Raw genomic sequence first — 21,302 nt, forward strand, 5'->3', positions numbered from 1 at the left:
AAGAAACAGGAGGATGGGAAAAGGCTGCACCATGGGATGGCGGCATGGCGAGCAAAAAGTGGCGCCAGTGTAAGGGGGAATGATGACAAAGTGAAATGAGAATGATTCACTTTATTATTGATCTTTGTCTATGGCGGGGTAATATGCCTTCCGCTTGATAATAATTCTCAATAAGGACTTTGCAGTGGCGCACAACAACACCCCCTCCCTGATAGCCCTCGCCGTGGCGGCCGGGCTGATCTCCCCCGCTTTCGCCGCAGACAAGAAAGCCGATGAAGTCATGGTCGTCAGCGGCTCACGGATGGAACAGAAGCTGGAAGATGTTTCCGGTCCCATCGCCGTCATTACCTCGGAGCAGATTGAAGAGCAGGTCGTCAGCAACGTCGCCGATCTGTTCCGCTATGAGCCCGGGGTGAGCGTGCAGGGAGGCGCAGGAGATGCCCAGACCTTCACCATTCGCGGCATGAGCGAAAACCGGGTCAAGGTGGTGCAGGACGGTGTGCGCCAGAGCGATGCCTACAAGAATGGCGGCGTGGGTCAGACCTACTTCGACACCGACATGATCAAGCAGGTGGAAGTGGCCAAAGGGCCTGCCTCTGCCGCTTACGGTTCCGATGCTCTGGGAGGCGTCATTGCCATCACCACCAAGGATGCTGGCGACTTCCTCAAGGGTCGCGACAGCTATCTGGATGCGACCACGGGTTATGCCTCCAGCAGCCACCAGAGAATGGCCGGCATCACGGGGGCGCTGCGCACCGGGGAAGTCGAGAACCTGCTGCGCTACACCTGGCGCGATGGCGGTGTCACCCAGAATTATGACGGCGACAAGAACGAGTTCGACATCGTCAGCCAGGCCGTGCTGTTCAAGAGCAAGTGGAATCTCTCCGATGATCAGTTCCTGAAACTGACGGTGGATTACTTCACCGAGGGGCAGGATCCGGATGCCATCGATCTGACCAAGGCGGGCTCCGTCTTCAACCAGCCCATTACCGACAAGGAGACCGACAACCTCTCCCTGGTACTGGATCATGGCCTCACCCTGAACGCCCCCTGGGCGGATCGCGTGGACAGCAAGATCTACTACAGCCGCGCCAAGCAGACCCTGGATCAGTACGCTTCGTCCAAGTATCCGGTCATGCCGGGCAACCCCTATGTGACCAAGAACTCCCTGGATCACAACGGTTTCGAGCAGGAGAGCCTGGGCGCCCAGGTGAAGTTCAACAAGGCGCTCGCCAGCCAGCGTCTGGCCTGGGGCCTGGAATACGAGCATACCGACAACGAGCGCACCCGCTTCAAGGGGCCGACCGTTCCGGGTGACTTCGTTGGCTACAACGAGCTGAGCTTCCCCTCCACCACCAGCGAGCGCAGTGCGCTCTGGGCCTTTGACGAGATCAAGTTCGGCGAGCGTTGGGTGCTGACCCCGGGCGTGCGTTACGACTACTACAAGATGACCCCGGACGAGGATCCCGCCTACACCGGCGAGAACATGAAGAAGATCTCCGAAGGGGAGTTCTCTCCCAAGCTGGGGCTGGTGTTCAAGGCGCACGAGGCGGCGAACCTGTTCGCCCAGTACAGCCACGGCTTCAAGGCGCCCATGTATGACAACGCCTTCTCCACCCTGAACCACCAGGCGTATGGCTATCGCATCGAGCCCAACCCGAACCTCAAGCCAGAGAGCAGCGACGGCATCGATCTGGGGGTGCGCGGCAGCCGTGGCGGGTTCAGCTATGAAGTGGCCACCTTCTACAACAAGTTCGACGACTTCATCGAGCTGACGGCCGTGGGCACCGAAGGCCGTACCGCCCTCTATCAGTACCAGAACCTGGACAAGGCGACCACCAAGGGGGCCGAGGCCAAGGCGGACTACTGGTTGAACGAGCTGGTCAACGTCTGGGGCAACCTGGCCTACATCGAGGGCAAGGATGGCGAGGGCAACTACATCAACAGCCTGAGCCCCCTGAACGGCAGCGTCGGGGTGCGTCTGGAGCAGCCGAACTGGAACATCAACACCGCATTGCGCTTTGCCGACGACATGGACAAGGTGGGCAAGGATGCACGAGGCAACGACAACATCAAGAGCGCAGGCTGGGGCGTGGTGGATCTCTATGCCCAGTTCAAGCCGGTGCAGGACCTGCAGCTCAACGTGGGGGTATTCAACCTGTTTGACAAGGAGTACGTGAGCTACGAGAGCATCACCGGCCTTGCCGCCACCGCGGATACCAGCAAGCAGACCGAGCCTGGCCGCAACCTCAGTGCACGGGTCAAGTACGTGTTCTGATGGTCGTCGACCAGCATGAAGGAAAAGGGGCCCTCGGGCCCCTTTTGTCATGAAGGTCGGCGTCTGCAAAAAAGAAACCCGCCAGGGGCGGGTGGAAGGATTGCAACACTCATCAGGAAGCGGTGTTACCCAATAGACAGGGGGATGTGACAAAGGTTCAACTTTATTGATATTTATGGTTTTTATCTGTCATGCCGCCTGGGGATCCCCGTCCCGAAATCGGTTATCATTTGTGCCCCTTGTCATGCAGCCCGAGCCTCTATGCCCGCGTTCTCCTGGTTAGCCCTGTTTTTTGGCGCCTTCTACTTCGTTTATGGCGCCTACCTGCCGTTCTGGTCGCTCTGGCTGGAAGGCATCGGGGTGAGTACTGAACAGATAGGGCTGTTGCTGGGGGTGGGCATGGCCATCCGCTTTGCCGGCAACCTGATGGTGATGGGGCGAGTCAAGGGGGCCGGCCAGTTGCTGCCCGTCACCCGGCTGCTCTGTCTGCTGAGTCTGCTGGCCTTCCTCGGTTTCTATCTGGGCCACAGCCTCTGGTGGCTGGTGGTGCTGACCCTCGCGGCCAACTTCATCTACCCGACCCTGATGCCCATGGGAGAGGCGCTTGCCACCCGCATGGTGGTTCAGACCCACCTCGACTACGGCAAGGTGCGGCTGTGCGGCTCCTTTGCCTTTATCGTCGCCTCCACCCTGGTGGGGGCCCTGGTGGGCAACTTTGGCAGCGACTGGGTGCTGCACACCATGGTGGCCGGGTTGCTGATCATGCTGGGGCTCAGCCTGCTGCCGCTGCGACCCGCCCCCCAGGAGCTGCAAGGGGAGCGGGCCAAGGCCTCGCTGCTCGTCACGCTCAGGTCGGCCCCGGTGCGCCGCTTCCTGCTCATCACCGCCCTGCTGCAGGGGAGCCACGCGGCCTACTACGGTTTCAGCGCCATCTACTGGAAGAGCGCCGGCTACAGCGGCACCCTGATCGGGTATCTCTGGGCTCTGGGAGTAGTGGCGGAGATCGCCATGTTCGCCGCGGACAAGCGCTTCCTCCAGCGCTTCGGCGCCCAGACCCTGTTTCTGGTAGGGGCCCTTGGCTGCGTGGTGCGCTGGGTGCTGCTCGGCAGTTCTACCGACCTGGCGGTGCTGGTGCTCGGCCAGCTGCTGCACGGGGTCACCTTCTGCGTCAGTCACCTCGGCGCCATCCGCTTCATGACCCGCCAGTTGCCCGCGGAGCAGCAGATCCCCACCCAGGCGCTCTATGCGGCCCTGGGCCTTGGCATGACGGTGGCGGCCCTGATGGCGATCTGCGGCGTGCTGTTCGAGCCGCTGGGAGGCGGCATCTTCTTTATCATGGTGCTGGTAGTGCTGCCGGTCTTCGTGTTGCGGCTGCGTGAAGAGAGCCCTGAACAGGGCCGATGACACAGGTCTGCCGGTCTCTGGCGCGGCAGGCCTCCGACTTATCTGGACAAGGGAAGTAGAGAGATGCACCAAGGATGGCTGCTGATCGGATTGTCGCTCGCCTATCTGGGCTTGCTGTTCCTCATCGCCTATGTGGCGGACAAGAACAAGCGCCGTCGCCCCAAGGGGCAGCCTCTGCTCTACAGCCTGTCGCTGGCGGTCTATTGCACCTCCTGGACCTTCTTCGGCACAGTGGGCCAGGCCAGCGAATCCCCCTGGTCGCCGGTGCCCATCTACCTGGGCCCCATGCTGGTGTTCCTGTTTGGCTGGCGCTTGCTGGCCCGCCTCATCCTGGTGGCCAAGCGTGAGCACATCACTTCCATCGCCGATTTCATTGCCGCCCGTTATGGCAAGTCCCAGCGCCTGGCCATGGTGATCAGCCTCATCGCCGTCATGGGGATACTTCCCTACCTGGTGCTGCAGCTCAAGGCGATCGTCACCGGGCTCGATCTGCTGATGGCCAACAGCACGGGGGTCAGCCCCACCAGCAACATGGCGGAGCTGGCGCTGGGGGTCACCCTGCTGCTGGCCCTGTTCAGCATTCTGTTCGGCACCCGCAACCTGGATGCCACCGAGCACCACAGGGGCATGGTGGTGGCCATCGCCTTCGAGTCCGTGGTCAAGCTGCTCGCCTTCATGGCGGTGGGGGGCTTTGCGCTCTGGCTCATCATCGCCAGACCGAGCGAGGCGCGTACCCTGGTGGCGGGCGACTTCCTCGATGCGGTGGTGGCGGTGACGCCGGGCGGCCTGCTGGAGCTCGCCATCTACACCCTGATCGCCATGTGCGCCGTCATCTGCCTGCCGCGCCAGTTTCACGTGACCGTGGTGGAGAACAACCAGGGGCAGGATCTGCACTGGGCCCGCTGGATCTTCCCCCTCTATCTCTTCCTGATGGGGCTCTTCATCTGGCCGCTGGCGCTGGCAGGCAAGCAGTGGGTCGGGGCAGACATGGCCTCGGACACCTATGTGATAAGCCTCCCCATGTCCCTCGGATTCGACGGCATGGCGATGCTGGCATTTCTCGGCGGCACCTCGGCGGCCACCGGCATGGTGATCGTCTGCACCATCGCCCTGGCCATCATGGTGAGCAACGATCTGGTGTTGCCGGTCCTGCTGCGCCGGGTCTGGCAACAGGGGCGGGACGAACGCCTGATGCGGTTGCTGCTGCAGGTGCGTCGGGGCGCCATCTTGCTGATTTTGCTGGCGGCCTGGGCGCTCTATCTCTGGCTCGGGGATCTCACCAGTCTGTCACGCATCGGTTATCTTTCGTTCGGGGCCGTGGCGCAGTTCGCGCCAGCCCTGCTGCTCGGCCTGTACTGGCGTCATGGCAATCGCAAGGGCGTCTATCTCGGACTCTCCCTCGGGGTCAGCCTCTGGTTCGTGACCCTGCTGGCGGAGAGCGGACTGCTGGCAGGCTCCCCCCTCGAAGCCCTGCTGGCGCCCCCAGACTGGCCGGCGGTGCGGGATCTGAGTCTGGGGGCCTGGTGCCTCTTCCTGAGTCTTCTGCTCAACCTCGCCGGCTATGTGGCGGGCTCCCTGCTGTCACGGGCGGCGGTGAGCGAGCGGCTGCAGGCCGCTAACTTCGTCGGCAAGACGAGCCGGGATACCTCGGCGCTTTATCATGCGCGGGTCTCGGTGAAGGAGCTGGAGATGCTGGCGGCCCGCTTCGTCGGTTCCAGCCGCGTCAAGCGGGCCTTCGGTCGCTTCGCCGGCGAGCGGGGAGGCACCCTGGCGCCCCAGATGCAGGCCTCCGCGGAGCTCATCGCCCACACGGAGCGACTGCTGGCGGGGGTATTCGGTACCTCGTCCGCCCGCCTGGTGCTGGCCTCTGCCCTGCAGGGACGCAACATGCAGCTCGAGGAGATCGCCACCATAGTGGACGAGGCCTCCGACATGTTCCGCTTCAACCGCGGCCTGTTGCAGGGGGCAATCGAACACATGGGGCAGGGGATCTCCGTGGTGGACAGGGAGCTCAGGCTGGTGGCCTGGAACCGACGCTACATCGAGCTGTTCTCCTATCCCCCCGGTCTCATTCAGGTGGGCCGTTCCATCGAGGAGATCATCCGCTACAACGCCGGACAGGGGTTGTGCGGCCAGGGAGACATCGAGGCCCAGGTGGCGCGGCGGGTCGCCTTCATGAAGCGTGGCAGCCCCCATGTCTCGGCGCGGGAGCGTCCCGATGGCCGAGTCATCGAGATGCAGGGCAACCCCATGCCTGCGGGGGGCTTTGTCATGACCTTCACCGATATCACCCCGTTCAGGGCGGCGGAGCGGGTGCTGCGGGAAGCGAACGAGCACCTGGAGGCGCGGGTGGCCGAGCGCACCCACGAGCTCTCCGAACTCAACCGCCAACTGCTGCTGGTAAACCAGCAGGTGGAGCGGGCCAACCAGTCCAAGAGCCGGTTCCTTGCGGCGGTGAGCCACGACCTGACCCAGCCGCTGAACGCGGCCAAGCTCTTTACTTCCTCCTTGCTGGAGATGCTGCCCCCGGAGGACGAACCGGCCCGCATCGCTCGCCACATCGACGACGCCCTGGGGGCGACCGAGGATCTCATCACCGATCTGCTGGACATCTCGCGCCTCGAGGCGGGCAAGTTCAAGGCGAAGAAGCTCGATTTCGCCCTGAGCGATGTGCTGGACAATCTCAAGGCGGAATTCGGCGTGCTGGCCCAGGCCGGTGGGATCCAGTTCTCCGTGGTGGAGAGCCGCCTTGCGGTCTACAGCGATGTGCGCTTGCTGCGGCGGGTGTTGCAGAACTTCCTCACCAACGCATTTCGCTACAACCCCGGCGGTCGGGTGCTGCTCGGCTGTCGCCGTATGGGGGAGAAGGTGCGCATCGAGGTGTGGGACAACGGCCCCGGCATCCCGGAGGGCAAGCAGGAGGCGATCTTCGACGAGTTTTCCCGCCTCGATCACTCCCGCACCGCCAGGGAGCAGGGGCTTGGCCTCGGGCTCGCCATCGCCCGCGGCATCTCGCTGGTGCTGGGTCATCAGCTCTCCCTGCGCAGCTGGCCCGGAGCGGGGTCCGTCTTTGCCATCACCCTGAACCTCGCGACCCGGCCCGTCATCCCCAGCCAGGTGACGACCCCGGCCCTGCGAGACAGTCAGCTGGAAGGGGTCAGGATCCTCTGCATCGACAACGAGGAGGATATCCTCATCGCCATGGCCTCGCTGCTGGGACGCTGGGGCTGCGAGGTGCGCTGTGCCCAGAGCCTGGAGCAGGCGGAAGAGATCATCGGCGGCGGCTTCCTGCCTGCGCTGGTGCTGTCGGACTATCACCTGGATGACGGCAAGACCGGGTTGCAGGCGTTGCACATGATCAGGCTGGCCCATGGCAACGGTATCGGCGGCATCATCATCAGTGCGGATCGCAAGAGCGAGTTGCAGGCACAGATCCGTGAGCACGGCTTTGGCTACGTGAGCAAACCGGTCAAACCTCTCAAGCTGCGCGCCCTGATGAACAGCCTGCTGATGCCGGTTCAGTGACTGGTCTCACATAATCGAGCATTGGCTGAACATTTTCTGGATGCCATCCAGGTGTCATGATCGGCGATGATGGTGCCTCTTTCGTCGCCATTTGCCGAGTTTGGTGATAATTGAGTCTTGTTGGGTGTCACTTTTGGCAGGTGGCACCCGAGCGACTCTCCTCTATAGTCATTCGGCGATTATTTTTGTCGCAAATCAAGTTGTGCAAAAAGGCAAACCGGATGAAAGTCCGGGACGCAAAGCTTCCGGTCTAAGGGTCTGCGTACCTAGGATAGCGGGGCCACCACAGGTTGTATCGTCCATGGGCCAAGCCATGGTTGCGATGTTGTCTGCGTTACCTGGCAGGTTGCGTTGCCTTTTTCGTTGTTAATTCCAATAACGAAATAAGGAAGTTCAAATATGTTAAGTCCAAAACTTTCCCTGCTGGCGCTTCTGGTCGGGGGGCTTTGCACTACCTCCGCCTTCGCCGCTGCCCCGGGCAAACCCACCATTGGCTCCGGCCCCACCAAGTTTGCCATCGTTGAAGTCAATCAGGCCGCTTCGGCCTACAACCAGCTGGTGACCGTCCACAAGGATGGCGCTCCCATCAGCGTGACCTGGAACCTCTGGTCCGGTGACGTCGGACAGACCGCCAAGGTACTGCTCGACGGCAAGGAGGTGTGGTCAGGCCCGGCCTCCGCCGCGGGTACTGCCAACTTCAAGGTCACCAAGGGGGGGCGTTACCAGATGCAGGTGGCCCTGTGCAACGCCGACGGCTGCACCCTCTCCGACAAGAAGGAGCTGATGGTCGCCGATACCGACGGCAGCCACCTGGCGCCGCTCAATGCGCCCCTCAAGGAGAACAACAAGCCCTACGCCAACAAGTCCGGCAAGGTGGTGGGGGCCTACTACGTGGAGTGGGGGGTCTATGGTCGCAAGTTCACCGTGGACAAGATCCCGGCCCAGAACCTGACCCATATTCTCTACGGCTTCACCCCCATCTGCGGTGGCAACGGCATCAACGACAGCCTCAAAGAGATCTCCGGCAGCTTCGAGGCGTTGCAGCGCTCCTGTGCGGGCCGCGAAGACTTCAAGGTCTCCATCCATGATCCCTGGGCGGCGATCCAGATGTCCCAGGGCAACCTCAGCGCCTGGGATGAGCCCTACAAGGGCAACTTCGGCAACCTGATGGCCCTCAAACAGGCCCACCCGGACCTCAAGATCCTGCCGTCTGTCGGCGGATGGACTCTCTCCGATCCCTTCTATTTCCTGGGTGACAAGACCAAGCGCGATACCTTCGTCGCCTCGGTCAAAGAGTTCCTGCAGACCTGGAAATTCTTCGACGGCGTGGACATCGACTGGGAGTTCCCGGGCGGACAGGGGGCCAACCCCAGCCTGGGCGGCCCGAATGACGGCGCCACCTATGTGGTGCTGATGAAGGAGTTGCGAGCCATGCTCGATGAACTGGAAGCCGAGACCGGCCGCCAGTATGAGCTGACCTCGGCCATCAGCGCCGGCGGTGACAAGATTGCCAAGGTGGATTATCAGGCGGCCCAGCAGTACATGGACCACATCTTCCTGATGAGCTACGACTTCAGCGGCGCCTTCGGCCTGACGAATCTGGCCCACCAGACCAACCTCTTTGCCTCCAGCTGGGATCCGGCCACCAAGTACACCACCGACAAGGGCGTCAAGGCGCTGCTGGGTCAAGGGGTGACACCGGGCAAGATTGTGGTGGGGGCGGCCATGTATGGCCGTGGCTGGACCGGAGTGAAGAACTACCAGGCCGGCAATCCCTTCACCGGCACCGCTACCGGACCGGTGAGCGGTACCTGGGAAAATGGCGTGGTGGATTACCGCGACATCGTCAACAACCGCATGGGCGCAGGCTGGGAGCAGGGCTATGATGAGTCGGCCGAGGCCCCCTATGTCTTCAAGGCCAGCAGTGGTGACCTCATCACCTTCGACAACGACCGCTCGGTCAAGGCCAAGGGGCAGTACGTACTGGCGAACCAGCTCGGCGGTCTGTTCGCCTGGGAAATCGATGCGGACAACGGCGACATCCTCAACGCCATGCACGAGGGGCTGGGCCACGGCGAGGGTACGCTGCCGCCGGTCAACAAGCCGCCGGTTGCCAATGCCGGCAGCGATCTGAGTGCCACCGGCCCGGCCGAGGTGACCCTCAACGGCAGTGCCTCCCACGATCCGGAAAACGGGGCGCTGACCTACAGCTGGAAACAGGTCTCCGGACCCCAGGCCAGCCTGCTGGATGCCACCCAGGCCAAGGCCCGTGTGGTACTGGATGCCGTCAGCAGCGACATCAATCTGGTGTTCGAGCTGACCGTGACCGACGATCAGGGGCTCTCGGCCAAGGATCAGGTGGTGGTCACCAACAAGGCGCCGCAGCCGAACCTGCCCCCCGTGGTCAGCGTACCGGCCAGTGCGACCGTCGAGGCCGGCAAGCAGGTGAGCATCAAGGCCACCGCTTCCGATCCCAATGGTGATGCCCTGAGCTATCAGTGGACAGTGCCGGCCGGGCTCAGTGCCACCGGTCTGGACAGCGCGACCCTGGTGGTAACGGGTTCGAACGTGACCAGTGATACGGCCTACGATCTGACCCTGGTGGTCACCGACGGGGCGCTGGATGCCACAGCCGTTACCCGCCTGACCGTCAAGCCGGCCAGTACAGGTGGTGGCTGCGAGGCCAGCGATCCGGATGCGGCCAACCACCCGGCCTGGAGTGCAGGTACCGTCTACAACACCAATGACAAGGTGAGCCACAAGCAACTGGTGTGGCAGGCCAAGTATTGGACCCAGGGCAACGAGCCGAGCCGCACCGCCGATCAGTGGAAACTGGTGAGCCAGGTGCAACTGGGTTGGGATGCCGGAGTGGTCTACAACGGTGGTGATGTCACCAGCCACAACGGCCGCAAGTGGAAGGCCCAGTACTGGACCAAGGGCGATGAGCCCGGCAAGGCCGCCGTCTGGGTCGATCAGGGCGCGGCGAGCTGCAACTGATCTGCCGTGATGAAAAATGGGGCCGAGGGCCCCATTTTTGTCTTGTTGCGTGGTCGGGTGTCTCTTCCCTGTCAGGGGAAAGGCGCACTCGCTTTGTCAAAAAGGCCCGTCAGGGCCTTTTTTCATGGTATGTCACCGGTTTACAGCGGTTTTTGCCACAGGCTGAGCAGCAGATCCTGCTCGAGGGCGTCGGGCCCCTGGTGGGTGAAGGCATGGCGCTGCTCGCCGCTGGCACGCCAGCCGAGGCGGCTGGTCTCCAGAATGTGCTCGCGCAGGCCCTGATCCAGCGCCGTACTGAACTGGGCGCGTTGCTGGGCAACATTGACAAGCCCGGTGAAGGCGGGCCAGCTCAGGGGATGTTCCATGCTCACCGGATTGAGGCTGACGCGCAATTGCCACTGATGGCGAGGGCCTGGCTGCACGTGGAGCAGATAGCCGCCCGGCGCCAGCCAGCTGACCAGGAGTTCCGTCTTGACCTTGAGGTCGTTGACCAGCAGCACCTGGGCCGTGCCAGGCAGCAGCGGGGCGCGCGCCGGGTCGGCGATGACGAACTGGCCTTCCGGTTGCGCCTTGTTGGCAGCGAAGATGGCATTCTTGGCCAGATCGAAACCGCCGACCTGCCAGCCGGGCAGCCGCTCAGCCAGGGCGCGGCAGTAGTACCCCTCGCCACAGCCGAGGTGGACAAGCTCGCGCTCGCCAAGAGGAGCGAGCAGGTTCGCCATGGCGTCCACCAGAGGCAGTTGGTGGCCTTGTTCCAGGAAGCGGCGCTTGGCGCGCAGCAGGGCCCGGCTGTCGCTGTCCTTGGGGTTCTTCTTGCCGGGGATGAGGTCCAGATAGCCTTCCGGTGCGGGATCGAAGTGGTGCTTGTTGTCGCAATAGACCCCGCGGGAGGCGGCATGAAGGTGCAGGGGGCTGCGGCAAAGGGGGCATTGAAGGTGCATAGGAGTTCTCTTGGCGAAGGCCATGACGGCGGGGCGCTCGGGATTATAGGGGAGAGGATCGGAAAAGGCTGCCATGGGCAGCCTTTTTATCCAACGGCGCTGTGCGGGCGCCGTCGGCGGAACCCGGTCAGCGGGTACCAAACACCACTATGGTCTTGCCGTGGGCGGAGATGAGCTCCTGCTCTTCCAGCATCTTGAGGATGCGGCCGACGGTTTCACGGGAGCAGCCGACGATCTGGCCGATCTCCTGGCGGGTGATCTTGATCTGCATGCCATCCGGATGGGTCATGGCATCCGGCTGTTTGGCCAGGTTGAGCAGGGTCTGGGCAATGCGGCCGGTCACGTCCAGGAAGGCGAGGTTGCCGACCTTCTGGCTGGTGTGCTGCAGGCGTTTGGCCATTTGACCGGATAGACGCATCAGGATGTCCGGGTTGACCTGGATCAGCTGGCGGAACTTCTTGTAGGAGATCTCGGCGACTTCGCAGGCGCCTTTGGCACGTACCCAGGCGGAACGCTCCGGATTCTCGTTCTCTTCGAACATCCCCATCTCGCCCAGGAAATCCCCCTGATTCAGGTAGGAGAGGATCATCTCCTTGCCTTCGTCATCCTTGATCAGGACGGCGACGGTGCCCTTGACGATGTAGTAGAGGGTTTCCGCTTTTTCACCGGCGTGGATCAGGGTGCTCTTGGCGGGATACTTATGAATGTGGCAATGCGACAAGAACCACTCAAGGGTGGGATCGCTTTGCGGTTTGCCAATGATCATGAGACTTCCTCTGTAGTGTCATTTTTATGGACTGTGCGTCCAGGCAAGTTGCCAAGCTTGCCATTCCTTACTCTTTGGTCGCAGTAGAATAAGAGCCTTTGCCTGTGCTGACAAGGCTTTGGGGTTTTGCCGTCCACCGGTGAGCCGCCATCTGCTGCGTCGTCCGGGGCATTCTAGGCAAGAAGAGGAGGTCGGATGTTGATTTCGATCTATTTCCCTTTGGGTCGTTGTCCGTTTCGCAGGAGAGGCTTGTCGCCACAAACGGGGCTTTATCGCCGGGAACGGGCAAGAACCTGGCGCATGTGCCACTCGACCCCGGCTTGAGGTATGCTATGGGCGTTAGAACCGTCGTCATTGAGAGGAAAGTGAGAGATGAAAGCCAAGGTCAGCTGGGTGGAAGGCATGAAGTTTGTGGGGGAGAGCGAGTCCGGTCATCAGGTGACCCTGGATGGCGCCAACCCGGGTGAAGGTGCCAGCCCGATGGAGATGATCCTGCTGGCTGTCGGCGGTTGCAGCTCCATCGATGTGGTCTCCATCCTGGAGAAGGCCCGTCAGTCCGTGACCGCCTGCCATGTCGAACTGGAAGGGACCCGCGCCGATACCGTTCCCCGGGTATTTGAGCAGATCCACCTCAAGTTCGTGGTGACCGGCAAGGGGTTGGCGGAGAAGCAGGTCGCCCGTGCGGTGGATCTGTCCATGGAAAAATATTGTTCAGTTTCCCTGATGTTGGAAAAAGCGGTAGAAATTACCCATAGTTATCAAATTCTTGAGGGTTGACCGCTATAGTTTGTCCCGTCGATAACGCCATGACATAAGGAAAGTGCGATGAAAAAAATGATGATGTTGCTTCCCCTGTTCGGTCTGGCCGCCTGCAGCATGCCGCAGCCGACCCAGTATCAATACAGCCAGTATCAGTGCGGGGAAGAGTTGCTGGCCATCACCTATGATGCCCAGGCCGACATGGTGCAGTTCCCTTATGCCGGTGTCTATCACAAGTTGGGGCGCATCGAGTCGTCCAAAGAGACTGCCAGCTATTCCGACGGGGTGACTACCTTCTCCCGCCAGGACAAGCAGGCCACCCTGGTCAAGAGCGGTGTGACCCAGCTGACCTGCGAGTTGAAGTGACCCTGATGCCGTCACGGCGTGCATGGAAAACGGCCTGCGTGAAGCAGGCCGTTTTTGTTGAAAGAGACATCAGTCTGACGGTAGCGAGCCCAGCAACTGGGCGGCCAGTTGCTGGCTAAGCTGGCCACGGGCTTCCTCTGCGACGGGCACGTCGCTGGCGAGCTGGATGGCGCTGCTCCACACCGCTTTCTGGCTATGCCCGTCGAGCAGCACGACGGCCAGGGTCCCCTTGCGGGCATTGGCGGCGGCGTTCAGGCCAGGTGTCATGCCGAGGCGGGAGAAGATCTCGCCATCGCTCATGTCCTGGCTGCCAGCTACCCCGATGGCGACCCAGACGTCGGCCTCATCCAGGGGAACGCTGCGCCAGCCTTTGCCGTCCAGTTGCCGGATGACGGCCTGCTGTACCGGCTCGAGCCAGGGCGCGGCGCTGTTGCCCGCATACTGGAATTGTTCGGCCAGCGCATAGCGTGGTGTCGCCCCGTAGGTCCAATGCTCCGCCGGGCGAACCACCATGGTACCCGTTTCGACCGTGGGTGCGGCGGGGCCGGAGCTGCAACCCCCCAGCAGGGTTGCCAGCGTGAATGAGAGAAGTGCAGCGCGCATCATTAAGCTCCTTGGCTCAGGTGATCTTGCCCGTTTCGATCAGTTGCTGGATCAGGGGGCGCAGGATCAGTTCCATTGCGAAGCCCATCTTGCCACCCGGCACGACGATGGTGTTCATCCTGGACATGAAGGCGCCGTCTATCATCGACAGCAGGTAGGGGAAGTCCACCTGCTTGATGCCCCGAAACCTGATCACCAGCATACTCTCGTCCAGGCTGGGTATCACCTTGGCGCTGAAGGGGTTGGAAGTATCGACGGTCGGCACCCGCTGGAAGTTGATGTGGGTGCGGGAGAACTGCGGCGTGATGAAGTTGATGTAGTCATCCATGGAACGCACGATGGAGTCGGTCACCGCCTCGCGGGAGTGGCCGCGTTCCGAGGTGTCGCGAATGAGCTTCTGGATCCACTCCAGGTTGACGATGGGCACCACGCCGATGAGAAAGTCCACGTGCCGCGCCACGTTGTGCTCCCCCGTGACCACGCCGCCATGCAGTCCTTCGTAGAACAGCAGATCCGTCTCGCCGGGCAGATCCTGCCAGGGGGTGAAGGTGCCAGGCATCTGGTTGAAAGGCACTGCCTCGTCGAAGCTGTGCAGATAGCGCCGGTACTGGCCGGTGCCGCTCTGGCCATACTCCTGGAAAAAGGACTCCAGCAGACCGAAGTCGTTGGCCTCCGGGCCGAAGTAGCTGATATGCCGCCCCTGCTCCCGGGCCTTGCGGATAGCCACGTCCATCTCGGGCCTGGTGTAGCGGTGAAAACTGTCCCCCTCGACCACGGCCGCCTTGTATCCAAGCTGGTGGAACATGGAGCGGAAGGCGTTGGTGGAGGTGGAAGTACCGGCACCGGACGAACCGGTGACCGCGATGATGGGATGCTTGGCGGACATAGAATTCTCTCTTCCTTGGGAGTTCCGTTATAAGGGGTGGCCCAAAGTGCGGTCAAGTGCGCCGTCATCCTCCCGCTGCCCCCACGCTTCCCGGCAATAGCTGTGAACAAGGGCTGCCTTGTGCTCTGGGTACGTTGGAATAGGTGCTGCTGGGTGGCGAACTGGTCATGCGGCCTGATGATGTGTGCTGGATAGGGGGAGGGCGGGGTGAGCCGCCCGATAAGCCGTGACCGCGTTACGCCTGGGGGAAGTCGTCAGTGGGTGACTTGCTTAAATGAGTCTTTGGGACGACATTGACACTTTCGTGCAGCTCGCTGTAGACAAGCACGGCGCTACCTTGTAGCAATTGTTGCCTGACTGCTTCGACCTTGTCGGTCAGGCTGACATCCTGTTCACCGTATTCGGTGCCTTCTTGCAGCACAAAGTGTTCGAGCAGGTTGGTGAGGGTGTCCGGCTCCAGTTCTTGCCAGGGGATAATCATGATTTCATCTTCACTCAGTGGATTGCGGATATTGTCGGTGTCTGGTCGGCAAGCGCAAGGGATTTGTCTCGTTTTGGACGAGGGGTGCCATGCCATCCATTGACGAACGCCGACCCTCCAGTCAATTCGAACAGCACCTGTTCGATGCCCGCCACCGCGCCCTGAGCGCCGGTTTGCGCTGGTACTGGGTCATCAATCTCATCGCCCTCGTATTTCTGCTGACCCGCTTCTACATCTATCGGGATGCACACCTGGTACTGGTCGGCAACCTGCCCTGGTCCTACAAATGGCAGCTCTTTGCCATGATAGGTGTTGGCCTGCTGCTGCCGCTCGGGTGGGGCTGGCTCTCCCGTCAATCCCATGCCATCTGGCTGGTGTCCCTGTGCGTCTGTGCCCTGGCCTGGGGGCTAGCCTGGGCCATGGTGGGTTACACCATCTCGATCGTCGACTTGAAGGGGGGCTTCAGTTTCATTTTCAACATGGTCAGTCTGTTGCTGCTGACCGGTCTCGTCGCCGCGTATTGCGATGTGCGGCTGTTTTACGCCCTGGTGTCGGTCCCCCTGCTGTTCTTGTTGGTGAGAGCCTCCTGGAGTCCTGAGCCCTTTGTTCTGGTCAACACCATCGTGGTCGGGGTCTTGCTGGTGGTGCTGGAGACGGGACGGCGCATGCTCAACGGCTGGTTCGAGCTTGCGGTGTCAAGGGAGCACGACAACCTGATGCTGGCAAACAAGATGAATGCCATGGCCAACCGGGATCCCCTGACCGGCATTGCCAACCGTCGCCACTTCGATCAGGCGTGCAAGCGTGCCATTGCGCAAGGCACCACCCAGGATGTACCGCTCACCGTGATCCTGCTCGATGTGGATTTCTTCAAGCGCTACAACGATCGCTATGGTCATCAGGCGGGGGATGAGTGCCTGATCCTGGTGGCCGAGTGCCTGGAGGAGAGTGTGCGGGAGCCCGGCGATCTGGTGGCGCGCTACGGGGGAGAGGAGTTCGTGGTGCTGCTGCAGGAGACGACGCTGGCCGGTGGCCAGGAGGTGGCGGAGCGCATTCGCGCCACTCTGGCGGCCAGGGCTCTGCCCCATGAGGATTCCGACGTTTCCCCCCACCTCACCCTGAGCCAGGGGATAGCCCAGTGGCGAGCCGGGGAGAGCCTCGTCATGCTGCTCGAGCGGGTCGATGGCGCCCTCTATCAGGCCAAGGAAGAGGGGCGCAACGGTTACCGGTTCGCGCCCTGAGTCTGTTCCCGCAACCACTGGCTGATGCGCTCATCCAGCCAGAAGCGGGGGCGCCAGGGAGAGCCGTGCAGGAAGCCCACGTGGCCGCCCTGGCGGCTCAGCTCGTAGCGCACCAGAGGGGAGAGCTGCTCCGCCGCCGGAATGACGGCATCGGTCATGAAGGGATCGTCGGCGGCGTGAATGACGAGGGTCGGGATGGGAATGCGGGCCAGCATGCCCAGGCCGGAGCAGGTCTGGTAGTAGTGATCGGCGCTCTCGAAACCATGGAGCGGTGCCGTCACCAGCTCGTCGAACTCCCTCAGTGTGGCGATGCGGGTGATCTGGGCCGGCTGCCAGCGCGCCCGTGCCGCGCTCTGGCGCCGGATCTTGCTTTGCAGGTTGGTTCGCATGGTGCGCAGCAGGTAGTTCTGATAGACCCGTGAGAAGCCCTGATTGACCCGATCGGCACAGCTTGCCAGTTGCAGCGGGGCCGATACTACCACCGCCGCCTTCAATGGTGCCGGGCAGGCCCGCGCCAGCAGATTGACCAGCATGTTGCCCCCCAGGGAATAGCCGATGGCGACCAGGGGACGGCCAGGAAAACGCCGCCCCAGCTCGACAATTACCGCCTGGGCGTCCTCGATGGTGCCTGAGTGATAGGCCTGCAGCAGCCGATTCGGCTCGCCACTGCACCCCCGAAAGTGCATCAGCACCGCCTCGTTCCCTTGCCGCTGCAGGTGGGCAAAGAGCCCCTTGGCATAGTGGGAGTGAATGCTCCCCTCCAGTCCGTGGAACACCACCACCAGGGGTTGTTCATCCTGGACGGGTTCGCCGCTCCAGGCCAGATCAACGAAATCGCCGTCCGTAAGTTCGAAGCGCTCCTGGATGAAGCGGGCAGGCGAGCGGCGCAGCCACTTGGGCAAAATGGTTTGCAGATGGGGGTTGCGGGCCCACCAGGGGGCGTGAAAGTGGCTTTCTGTCAACATGCAACGACTCGGAAGAGCAGGGAGGAAAAGGGGGCGGCGAGCCCTTGGCTCGCCGCGACATCAGGCCATCAGACGATCGTGGTGCTCGGCGCCGCGCAGCATGGCCTGGATCAGTTCGTTGGCTTCAAACTTGGTGAGCGCCTCGTGGGCGCCGACCTGATGGGCCCGCTCCACGCTGATCTCGCTGGAGAGGGAGGTGTGCAGGATGATGTAGGCTCCCGCCAGCTTGGCATCGCTCTGCACCTCGAAGGCCAGCTCGTAACCATCCAGTCCCGGCATCTCTATATCGCTCACCAGGATGTCGATCCGCGTGCCCTGGGAGACCCGGGTCTGCATCAGGGTGAGGGCGTCGCGTCCGTTGGTGCAGACCTCGTAGGGGATATTGATGTAATCGAGCGCCGCCATGAGCTGGCGACGGGCAACGGAGGAGTCGTCCACCAGCAGGATCCGCATAGGCTTGAGCCGCTCGCGCTGCACGTCGGTCAGCACGGGGTAGAGATGGCTGGGATCGTCCGGATAGACCCGCGACAGGATGAGCTCCACATCCAGCAACTGGATCAACTGATCTCCCACCCGGGTCACGCCGGTGACGAAGACGTTCTGTCCCAAGGAGGGAGGGGGCGGCTCGATGTCACGCCAGTTGCACTCGGTGATCTTGTCGATGCCCCGCACCAGAAAGCCCACCAGGGTGCGGCGGCAATCGGTGATGATGATGAAGCAGTGGGGCATCTCCTCCCGGCTGATGGGGCGGTAGCCCACGGCCATTGCCATGTCGATCACCGGGATGGTGATGCCGCGCATGCTGGCGGCACCGAGCACGGTGGGATGGGATTGTGGTAGAGCGGTGAGCTGGGTGTAGGGCACGATCTCCTTCACCTTGAGGGTACCGATGGCGAAGGATTGTCTGGCAGAGAGGTGGAACAGCAACATGCCCTGGGATTGGTTGGCCTTGCTCGTCATGGCGGATGTCCTGTTGATCTAGTCGGTGACGGTCAATCGGGTGTTCAGCATAAAGGATGGTGACATGAATGACTCCTTTGTTGTTAGCGGCGGTGAGCCGCAAAACTGGATTTCTTTTGTCATCCTTTTATGCCTCTCTTATCGGGTCGCGGACGGCTGAGGGGAGAGGGGCGCCCCGAGCCATTGCAGATGAGCCTCGGCCAGCGCGCTTTCATCCCGATAACCCAGCCTGCTCACCACCTGTGACGGTGTGCTGCCGCTTCGCAGCAGGCGAATCCCCTGCAACAGTTGCCACTGATCCTGCAGTGCCCGGGCGTCCGGGCCCTCGAGACCGCGAGTGCCCAGCAGGGTCTGCCAGGCAGCCACGCTATCCGGCTGCGCTCTGGCCAGGGCTTGCCAGGCATCTTGCAGTGCCTGATCCCCCAGTGACGAGATGGTGCAGCCGTGCAACTCATCTCCCACCACTTGCAGCCGCTGCCCATAGGGGCCTTGCCAGTCGCGTGGGCGTGACCAGGCCGCCAGGCTGTCCAGCAGTGCGTCCATCAACGGGCTTGCCTGCAACCAGCCAGCCTGGGCGGGCTGGGGCACCCGCACGGAGCAGGCCAGTAGATCATGCTGGCAGCCAGCCAGAGGGGTGAAGGCGGCGAGGGCATCGGCACAGAGCCAGAAGTGGCTGCCAGGTGTCAGCAGCAGCTCATGGGCACCCAATTTCAGCAGCGCCACCCCCTGGGTGACGCGCAGCAATTGGCCCATGGGGGAGCGCTTGCGGGGGCCGACCTGAAGGGTGGAAGTGGAAAAATGCTGATATTCGATGGCGTGATGCATGTAAAAACCCTGATATGATGCTGCCTGGAGGTAACAAAAATGGAAACCAGACGTAAAAAACGCTTCATTGCCGGGGCGGTTTGCCCGGCGTGCGGCAAGATGGACACCATGATGCTGTATATGGAGCATGGAGTCGAGAAGGTGACCTGTGTCGAGTGCGGGGATACCCAGGTGCAGACCCAGGAGCAGGTGGACAAGGCGACGCGCGAGGCGGAGCAGGTGATAGGGGTGTTTCGTCCCGAGTGAGGGCCATGCCTCAAGGTGATGGTACGCCGGTCAGGCTGGTCGCTGTTGATGACTTTTTCATCACACTGAAGCCGGGCCGACCATATGCTTGTCTGCCTTTTTGAGGTATTCTGAGCCCGTTTTTTTCTATCCGCAGGATCCCTGACATGAAAGTAGCTCCCCTGAGCGTGGTTACGCTGGAATACACGGTCACCGACGAACACGGTGAAGTCATCGACACCACTGTCGGTAAAGAGCCGCTGGTGTATCTGCACGGTACCCGTTACCTGGTCTCCGGCCTCGAAGCCGAGCTGGAAGGTCGCAGCGTGGGCGAGGCGTTCGACGTCACCCTGACGCCGAACCAGGCCTATGGCGAGTACGACGAGAATCTGGTGCAGGAAGTGCCCGGCGAGCTGTTCGACGGTATGGAAGTGTCTGAAGGGGATACTTTTGTGGCCGAGACCGACGACGGCCACCGCCCGGTGACCGTCATCGAGGTGTCCGAGGAGTTCATCAAGGTGGACGGCAATCATCCCCTGGCTGGCGTGACCCTGGGCTTCAAGGTCGAGATCAAGGACGTGCGTGCCGCGACCGCCGAAGAGCTGGCCCATGGCCATGTGCACGGCGCTGGTGGCTGCGGTCACGATCATGGTCATGACCATGATCACGATCACGATCATGACCACGGTGGCTGCTGTGGTGGCCATGGTCACAACCATGCACACGATCACGGCGACGATCACGGTCACGGTGGTTGCTGCGGTGGTGGTGGTTGTGGTGGCAAGGGCCATCAGCACTGATCACGGCCTGGCCGATGATAAAAGAACCCGCGCATGGCGCGGGTTTTTTTATGGCTGGCACGCATCAGTAGTGCGGTGGCGGCGTCTCTTCGGCCATGCTGGCGATCTGGCTCGGCTGTACGCTCTGCAATTTATCTACCAGTAGATGGATCTGGTGTTTGAGCCGGTCCAGCTCGCGACCCTGGGTGGTGACCTCGTCGTTGAGCTGCTCCACCGTGTATTCGGCAAAGGCGAGGCGGCTTTCCAGGGTTTCGAGGCGTTCGTTTAGTTGCTGACTCATGGGCCTTTTGGTCCTTACTTGATAGTCCAGATTTCAGCCAGGCCACTGGAGCTGGCACTGACGAGGTGGTTATTGTCGCGCAAAGCCACGCCATAGACCACAGCGCTCGGTGGTTTCACTTTGGGATGGGGCGAGACGCGCCAGCTCTGCAACGGCTGGCCGTCACTCACCTGCCACAGAGTGAGCTGGCGGGAGGGGGCGCCGGTGATGAGCCAGTTGCCGCCGTTGGCGAAGCGGGCGCTGGTGTAGACCTCGAAGCGGTGATCATATTGCAACCTGCTGTGCTCCTTGCCGGTTTTGAGATCCCAGATGCTGGCCTGGCGACTGTCTGCGGTGAAGGCGAAGCGTCCGGACGGATCCAGTCTCGCCATCACGACTCGCCCGGCGTGGTTGAAGCGCCACACCACCTGGCCCGTGCGGGTATCCCACAGATAGGCGCTGTAATCGTTGCCGCCGGTGAGGGCATAGCGACCGTTGGGGGAGAGATCCACCGTGTTGACCTGTTCGGTGTGGCCGAGGAATTGCAGCCGGCGTCCGGTCTGGGTGTCGACCACTTCCGCCTTGCCGTCTTCACGGCCGATGAGCACCTGGCGGCCATCCGCCGAGATCGCCGCATCGCGCAGGGGGGATTCTGGCAGGGAGTAGTAGCCCTGGGAGCGGCCATCCTGCAAGCGCCAGATGGCGAAGGTGTGCTGAGTGGCGGTGATGGCATGGCTGTCATCGGGGGAGAAGCGGGTCAGGGTGACGAACTCCTCCTGGTCGTCGCTCTGGCGCCAGCGCCAGCGCTCCTTGCCCTGTTCCAGATCCCACACCACAGTGCCCTGACTCAGGCTGGAGACGAGCGCGAGCTTGCCGGAACTGACGAGATCCGCGCTCAGCAGACCCTGGTTGGCGAGGTGGATCTGCTGGCTGGGAAGTGAGCGTTGTTCGCACCCCGTCAGCATCAGGCAAATACCGATGAGATAAATGGCACTTTTGATCATTTTTCCTGTCTCATGCT

19 protein-coding genes and 1 riboswitch are annotated in these 21,302 nt (G+C 62.1%); of the genes, 9 read left to right on the forward strand and 10 right to left on the reverse strand.

Annotated elements, in window-relative coordinates:
* Positions 1 to 184: 184 nt before the first annotated feature.
* From J9893_RS04820 to J9893_RS04835, 4 genes are all read left to right on the forward strand, one after another.
* Positions 185 to 2,278, forward strand: a complete 2,094-nt coding sequence (locus J9893_RS04820) for a TonB-dependent hemoglobin/transferrin/lactoferrin family receptor (protein WP_210600399.1) — start codon at positions 185 to 187, stop codon at positions 2,276 to 2,278.
* A 261-nt stretch (positions 2,279 to 2,539) separates the two neighbouring features.
* The gene (locus J9893_RS04825; RefSeq protein ID WP_210600401.1) at positions 2,540 to 3,682 is read left to right on the forward strand and encodes a 3-phenylpropionate MFS transporter; all 1,143 of its coding nucleotides are present in this window, start codon (positions 2,540 to 2,542) and stop codon (positions 3,680 to 3,682) included.
* Between the two features lie 63 nt (positions 3,683 to 3,745).
* A complete protein-coding gene (locus tag J9893_RS04830) occupies positions 3,746 to 7,207 on the forward strand; it encodes a PAS domain-containing hybrid sensor histidine kinase/response regulator (RefSeq protein ID WP_210600402.1) in 3,462 nt (1,153 codons plus the stop codon).
* A 201-nt stretch (positions 7,208 to 7,408) separates the two neighbouring features.
* A riboswitch (cyclic di-GMP riboswitch) is annotated at positions 7,409 to 7,495 on the forward strand.
* Positions 7,496 to 7,606: 111 nt separating this feature from the next.
* Positions 7,607 to 10,204 (forward strand): glycosyl hydrolase family 18 protein, encoded by a 2,598-nt coding sequence (locus J9893_RS04835; RefSeq protein ID WP_210600404.1) that lies wholly within the window; start codon positions 7,607 to 7,609, stop codon positions 10,202 to 10,204.
* Positions 10,205 to 10,344: 140 nt separating this feature from the next.
* Here the strand turns inward: J9893_RS04835 and J9893_RS04840 are convergent, their stop codons facing one another.
* Both J9893_RS04840 and crp read right to left on the reverse strand, forming a co-directional pair.
* A complete protein-coding gene (locus J9893_RS04840) occupies positions 10,345 to 11,145 on the reverse strand; it encodes a putative RNA methyltransferase (RefSeq protein WP_010673236.1) in 801 nt (266 codons plus the stop codon).
* A 127-nt stretch (positions 11,146 to 11,272) separates the two neighbouring features.
* Complete coding sequence (gene crp / locus J9893_RS04845) at positions 11,273 to 11,911, reverse strand: cAMP-activated global transcriptional regulator CRP (RefSeq protein WP_010673237.1); 639 nt, start codon at positions 11,909 to 11,911, stop codon at positions 11,273 to 11,275.
* A 372-nt stretch (positions 11,912 to 12,283) separates the two neighbouring features.
* On the opposite strand from crp, the gene J9893_RS04850 reads away from it, so the two are divergent.
* On the forward strand, positions 12,284 to 12,688 hold the full coding sequence (locus J9893_RS04850; protein ID WP_010673238.1) for an OsmC family protein: 405 nt from the start codon (positions 12,284 to 12,286) through the stop codon (positions 12,686 to 12,688).
* Between the two features lie 48 nt (positions 12,689 to 12,736).
* On the forward strand, positions 12,737 to 13,036 hold the full coding sequence (locus J9893_RS04855) for a hypothetical protein (protein WP_041211192.1): 300 nt from the start codon (positions 12,737 to 12,739) through the stop codon (positions 13,034 to 13,036).
* A 69-nt stretch (positions 13,037 to 13,105) separates the two neighbouring features.
* Here the strand turns inward: J9893_RS04855 and J9893_RS04860 are convergent, their stop codons facing one another.
* From J9893_RS04860 to J9893_RS04870, 3 genes are all read right to left on the reverse strand, one after another.
* A complete protein-coding gene (locus J9893_RS04860; protein ID WP_043152620.1) occupies positions 13,106 to 13,639 on the reverse strand; it encodes a lipoprotein in 534 nt (177 codons plus the stop codon).
* Between the two features lie 16 nt (positions 13,640 to 13,655).
* The gene (locus tag J9893_RS04865; RefSeq protein WP_010673241.1) at positions 13,656 to 14,525 is read right to left on the reverse strand and encodes a phosphoribulokinase; all 870 of its coding nucleotides are present in this window, start codon (positions 14,523 to 14,525) and stop codon (positions 13,656 to 13,658) included.
* 235 nt (positions 14,526 to 14,760) lie between these two features.
* Complete coding sequence (locus J9893_RS04870) at positions 14,761 to 15,006, reverse strand: YheU family protein (RefSeq protein ID WP_010673242.1); 246 nt, start codon at positions 15,004 to 15,006, stop codon at positions 14,761 to 14,763.
* 89 nt (positions 15,007 to 15,095) lie between these two features.
* Here J9893_RS04870 and J9893_RS04875 point away from each other — a divergent pair, with 89 nt between their 5' ends.
* Positions 15,096 to 16,247 (forward strand): GGDEF domain-containing protein, encoded by a 1,152-nt coding sequence (locus J9893_RS04875; RefSeq protein WP_210600406.1) that lies wholly within the window; start codon positions 15,096 to 15,098, stop codon positions 16,245 to 16,247.
* Here J9893_RS04875 and J9893_RS04880 read toward each other — a convergent pair.
* From J9893_RS04880 to J9893_RS04890, 3 genes are all read right to left on the reverse strand, one after another.
* Positions 16,229 to 17,212 carry a hydrolase gene (locus tag J9893_RS04880; RefSeq protein WP_210600408.1) on the reverse strand — a complete coding sequence of 328 codons (984 nt, stop codon included), beginning with the start codon at positions 17,210 to 17,212 and terminating at the stop codon, positions 16,229 to 16,231. The two genes, J9893_RS04875 and J9893_RS04880, sit on opposite strands and share 19 nt — an antisense overlap.
* Positions 17,213 to 17,272: 60 nt before the next feature.
* The gene (locus tag J9893_RS04885; protein WP_210600410.1) at positions 17,273 to 18,172 is read right to left on the reverse strand and encodes a chemotaxis protein; all 900 of its coding nucleotides are present in this window, start codon (positions 18,170 to 18,172) and stop codon (positions 17,273 to 17,275) included.
* Positions 18,173 to 18,310: 138 nt separating this feature from the next.
* Positions 18,311 to 18,997 (reverse strand): hypothetical protein, encoded by a 687-nt coding sequence (locus tag J9893_RS04890; RefSeq protein WP_042016811.1) that lies wholly within the window; start codon positions 18,995 to 18,997, stop codon positions 18,311 to 18,313.
* 39 nt (positions 18,998 to 19,036) lie between these two features.
* Between J9893_RS04890 and J9893_RS04895 the strand changes: the two genes are divergently transcribed.
* The gene (locus tag J9893_RS04895) at positions 19,037 to 19,243 is read left to right on the forward strand and encodes a YheV family putative zinc ribbon protein (protein ID WP_010673247.1); all 207 of its coding nucleotides are present in this window, start codon (positions 19,037 to 19,039) and stop codon (positions 19,241 to 19,243) included.
* Between the two features lie 146 nt (positions 19,244 to 19,389).
* Complete coding sequence (locus J9893_RS04900; protein WP_202041117.1) at positions 19,390 to 20,022, forward strand: peptidylprolyl isomerase; 633 nt, start codon at positions 19,390 to 19,392, stop codon at positions 20,020 to 20,022.
* Positions 20,023 to 20,086: 64 nt separating this feature from the next.
* Here the strand turns inward: J9893_RS04900 and J9893_RS04905 are convergent, their stop codons facing one another.
* Together J9893_RS04905 and J9893_RS04910 are read right to left on the reverse strand one after the other, a co-directional pair.
* Complete coding sequence (locus J9893_RS04905) at positions 20,087 to 20,302, reverse strand: SlyX family protein (RefSeq protein WP_010673249.1); 216 nt, start codon at positions 20,300 to 20,302, stop codon at positions 20,087 to 20,089.
* Positions 20,303 to 20,316: 14 nt separating this feature from the next.
* Positions 20,317 to 21,285, reverse strand: a complete 969-nt coding sequence (locus J9893_RS04910) for a PQQ-binding-like beta-propeller repeat protein (protein ID WP_210600412.1) — start codon at positions 21,283 to 21,285, stop codon at positions 20,317 to 20,319.
* Positions 21,286 to 21,302 lie beyond the last annotated feature (17 nt).

This window comes from Aeromonas sp. MaB10011B, from assembly GCF_017939325.1.
Taxonomy (GTDB): Bacteria; Pseudomonadota; Gammaproteobacteria; order Enterobacterales; family Aeromonadaceae; genus Aeromonas; species Aeromonas caviae.

Coding starts and splice junctions, on each gene's coding strand:
- J9893_RS04825 (WP_210600401.1), top strand. CDS start 2,540: ATGCCCGCGTTCTCCTGGTTAGCCCTGTTTTTTGGCGCCTTCTACTTC.
- J9893_RS04875 (WP_210600406.1), top strand. CDS start 15,096: ATGCCATCCATTGACGAACGCCGACCCTCCAGTCAATTCGAACAGCAC.
- J9893_RS04905 (WP_010673249.1), bottom strand. CDS start 20,302: ATGAGTCAGCAACTAAACGAACGCCTCGAAACCCTGGAAAGCCGCCTC.
- J9893_RS04835 (WP_210600404.1), top strand. CDS start 7,607: ATGTTAAGTCCAAAACTTTCCCTGCTGGCGCTTCTGGTCGGGGGGCTT.
- J9893_RS04910 (WP_210600412.1), bottom strand. CDS start 21,285: ATGATCAAAAGTGCCATTTATCTCATCGGTATTTGCCTGATGCTGACG.
- J9893_RS04855 (WP_041211192.1), top strand. CDS start 12,737: ATGAAAAAAATGATGATGTTGCTTCCCCTGTTCGGTCTGGCCGCCTGC.
- J9893_RS04830 (WP_210600402.1), top strand. CDS start 3,746: ATGCACCAAGGATGGCTGCTGATCGGATTGTCGCTCGCCTATCTGGGC.
- J9893_RS04865 (WP_010673241.1), bottom strand. CDS start 14,525: ATGTCCGCCAAGCATCCCATCATCGCGGTCACCGGTTCGTCCGGTGCC.
- J9893_RS04900 (WP_202041117.1), top strand. CDS start 19,390: ATGAAAGTAGCTCCCCTGAGCGTGGTTACGCTGGAATACACGGTCACC.
- J9893_RS04895 (WP_010673247.1), top strand. CDS start 19,037: ATGGAAACCAGACGTAAAAAACGCTTCATTGCCGGGGCGGTTTGCCCG.
- J9893_RS04870 (WP_010673242.1), bottom strand. CDS start 15,006: ATGATTATCCCCTGGCAAGAACTGGAGCCGGACACCCTCACCAACCTG.
- J9893_RS04885 (WP_210600410.1), bottom strand. CDS start 18,172: ATGACGAGCAAGGCCAACCAATCCCAGGGCATGTTGCTGTTCCACCTC.
- J9893_RS04840 (WP_010673236.1), bottom strand. CDS start 11,145: ATGCACCTTCAATGCCCCCTTTGCCGCAGCCCCCTGCACCTTCATGCC.
- J9893_RS04850 (WP_010673238.1), top strand. CDS start 12,284: ATGAAAGCCAAGGTCAGCTGGGTGGAAGGCATGAAGTTTGTGGGGGAG.
- J9893_RS04890 (WP_042016811.1), bottom strand. CDS start 18,997: ATGCATCACGCCATCGAATATCAGCATTTTTCCACTTCCACCCTTCAG.
- J9893_RS04880 (WP_210600408.1), bottom strand. CDS start 17,212: ATGTTGACAGAAAGCCACTTTCACGCCCCCTGGTGGGCCCGCAACCCC.
- crp (WP_010673237.1), bottom strand. CDS start 11,911: ATGATCATTGGCAAACCGCAAAGCGATCCCACCCTTGAGTGGTTCTTG.
- J9893_RS04860 (WP_043152620.1), bottom strand. CDS start 13,639: ATGCGCGCTGCACTTCTCTCATTCACGCTGGCAACCCTGCTGGGGGGT.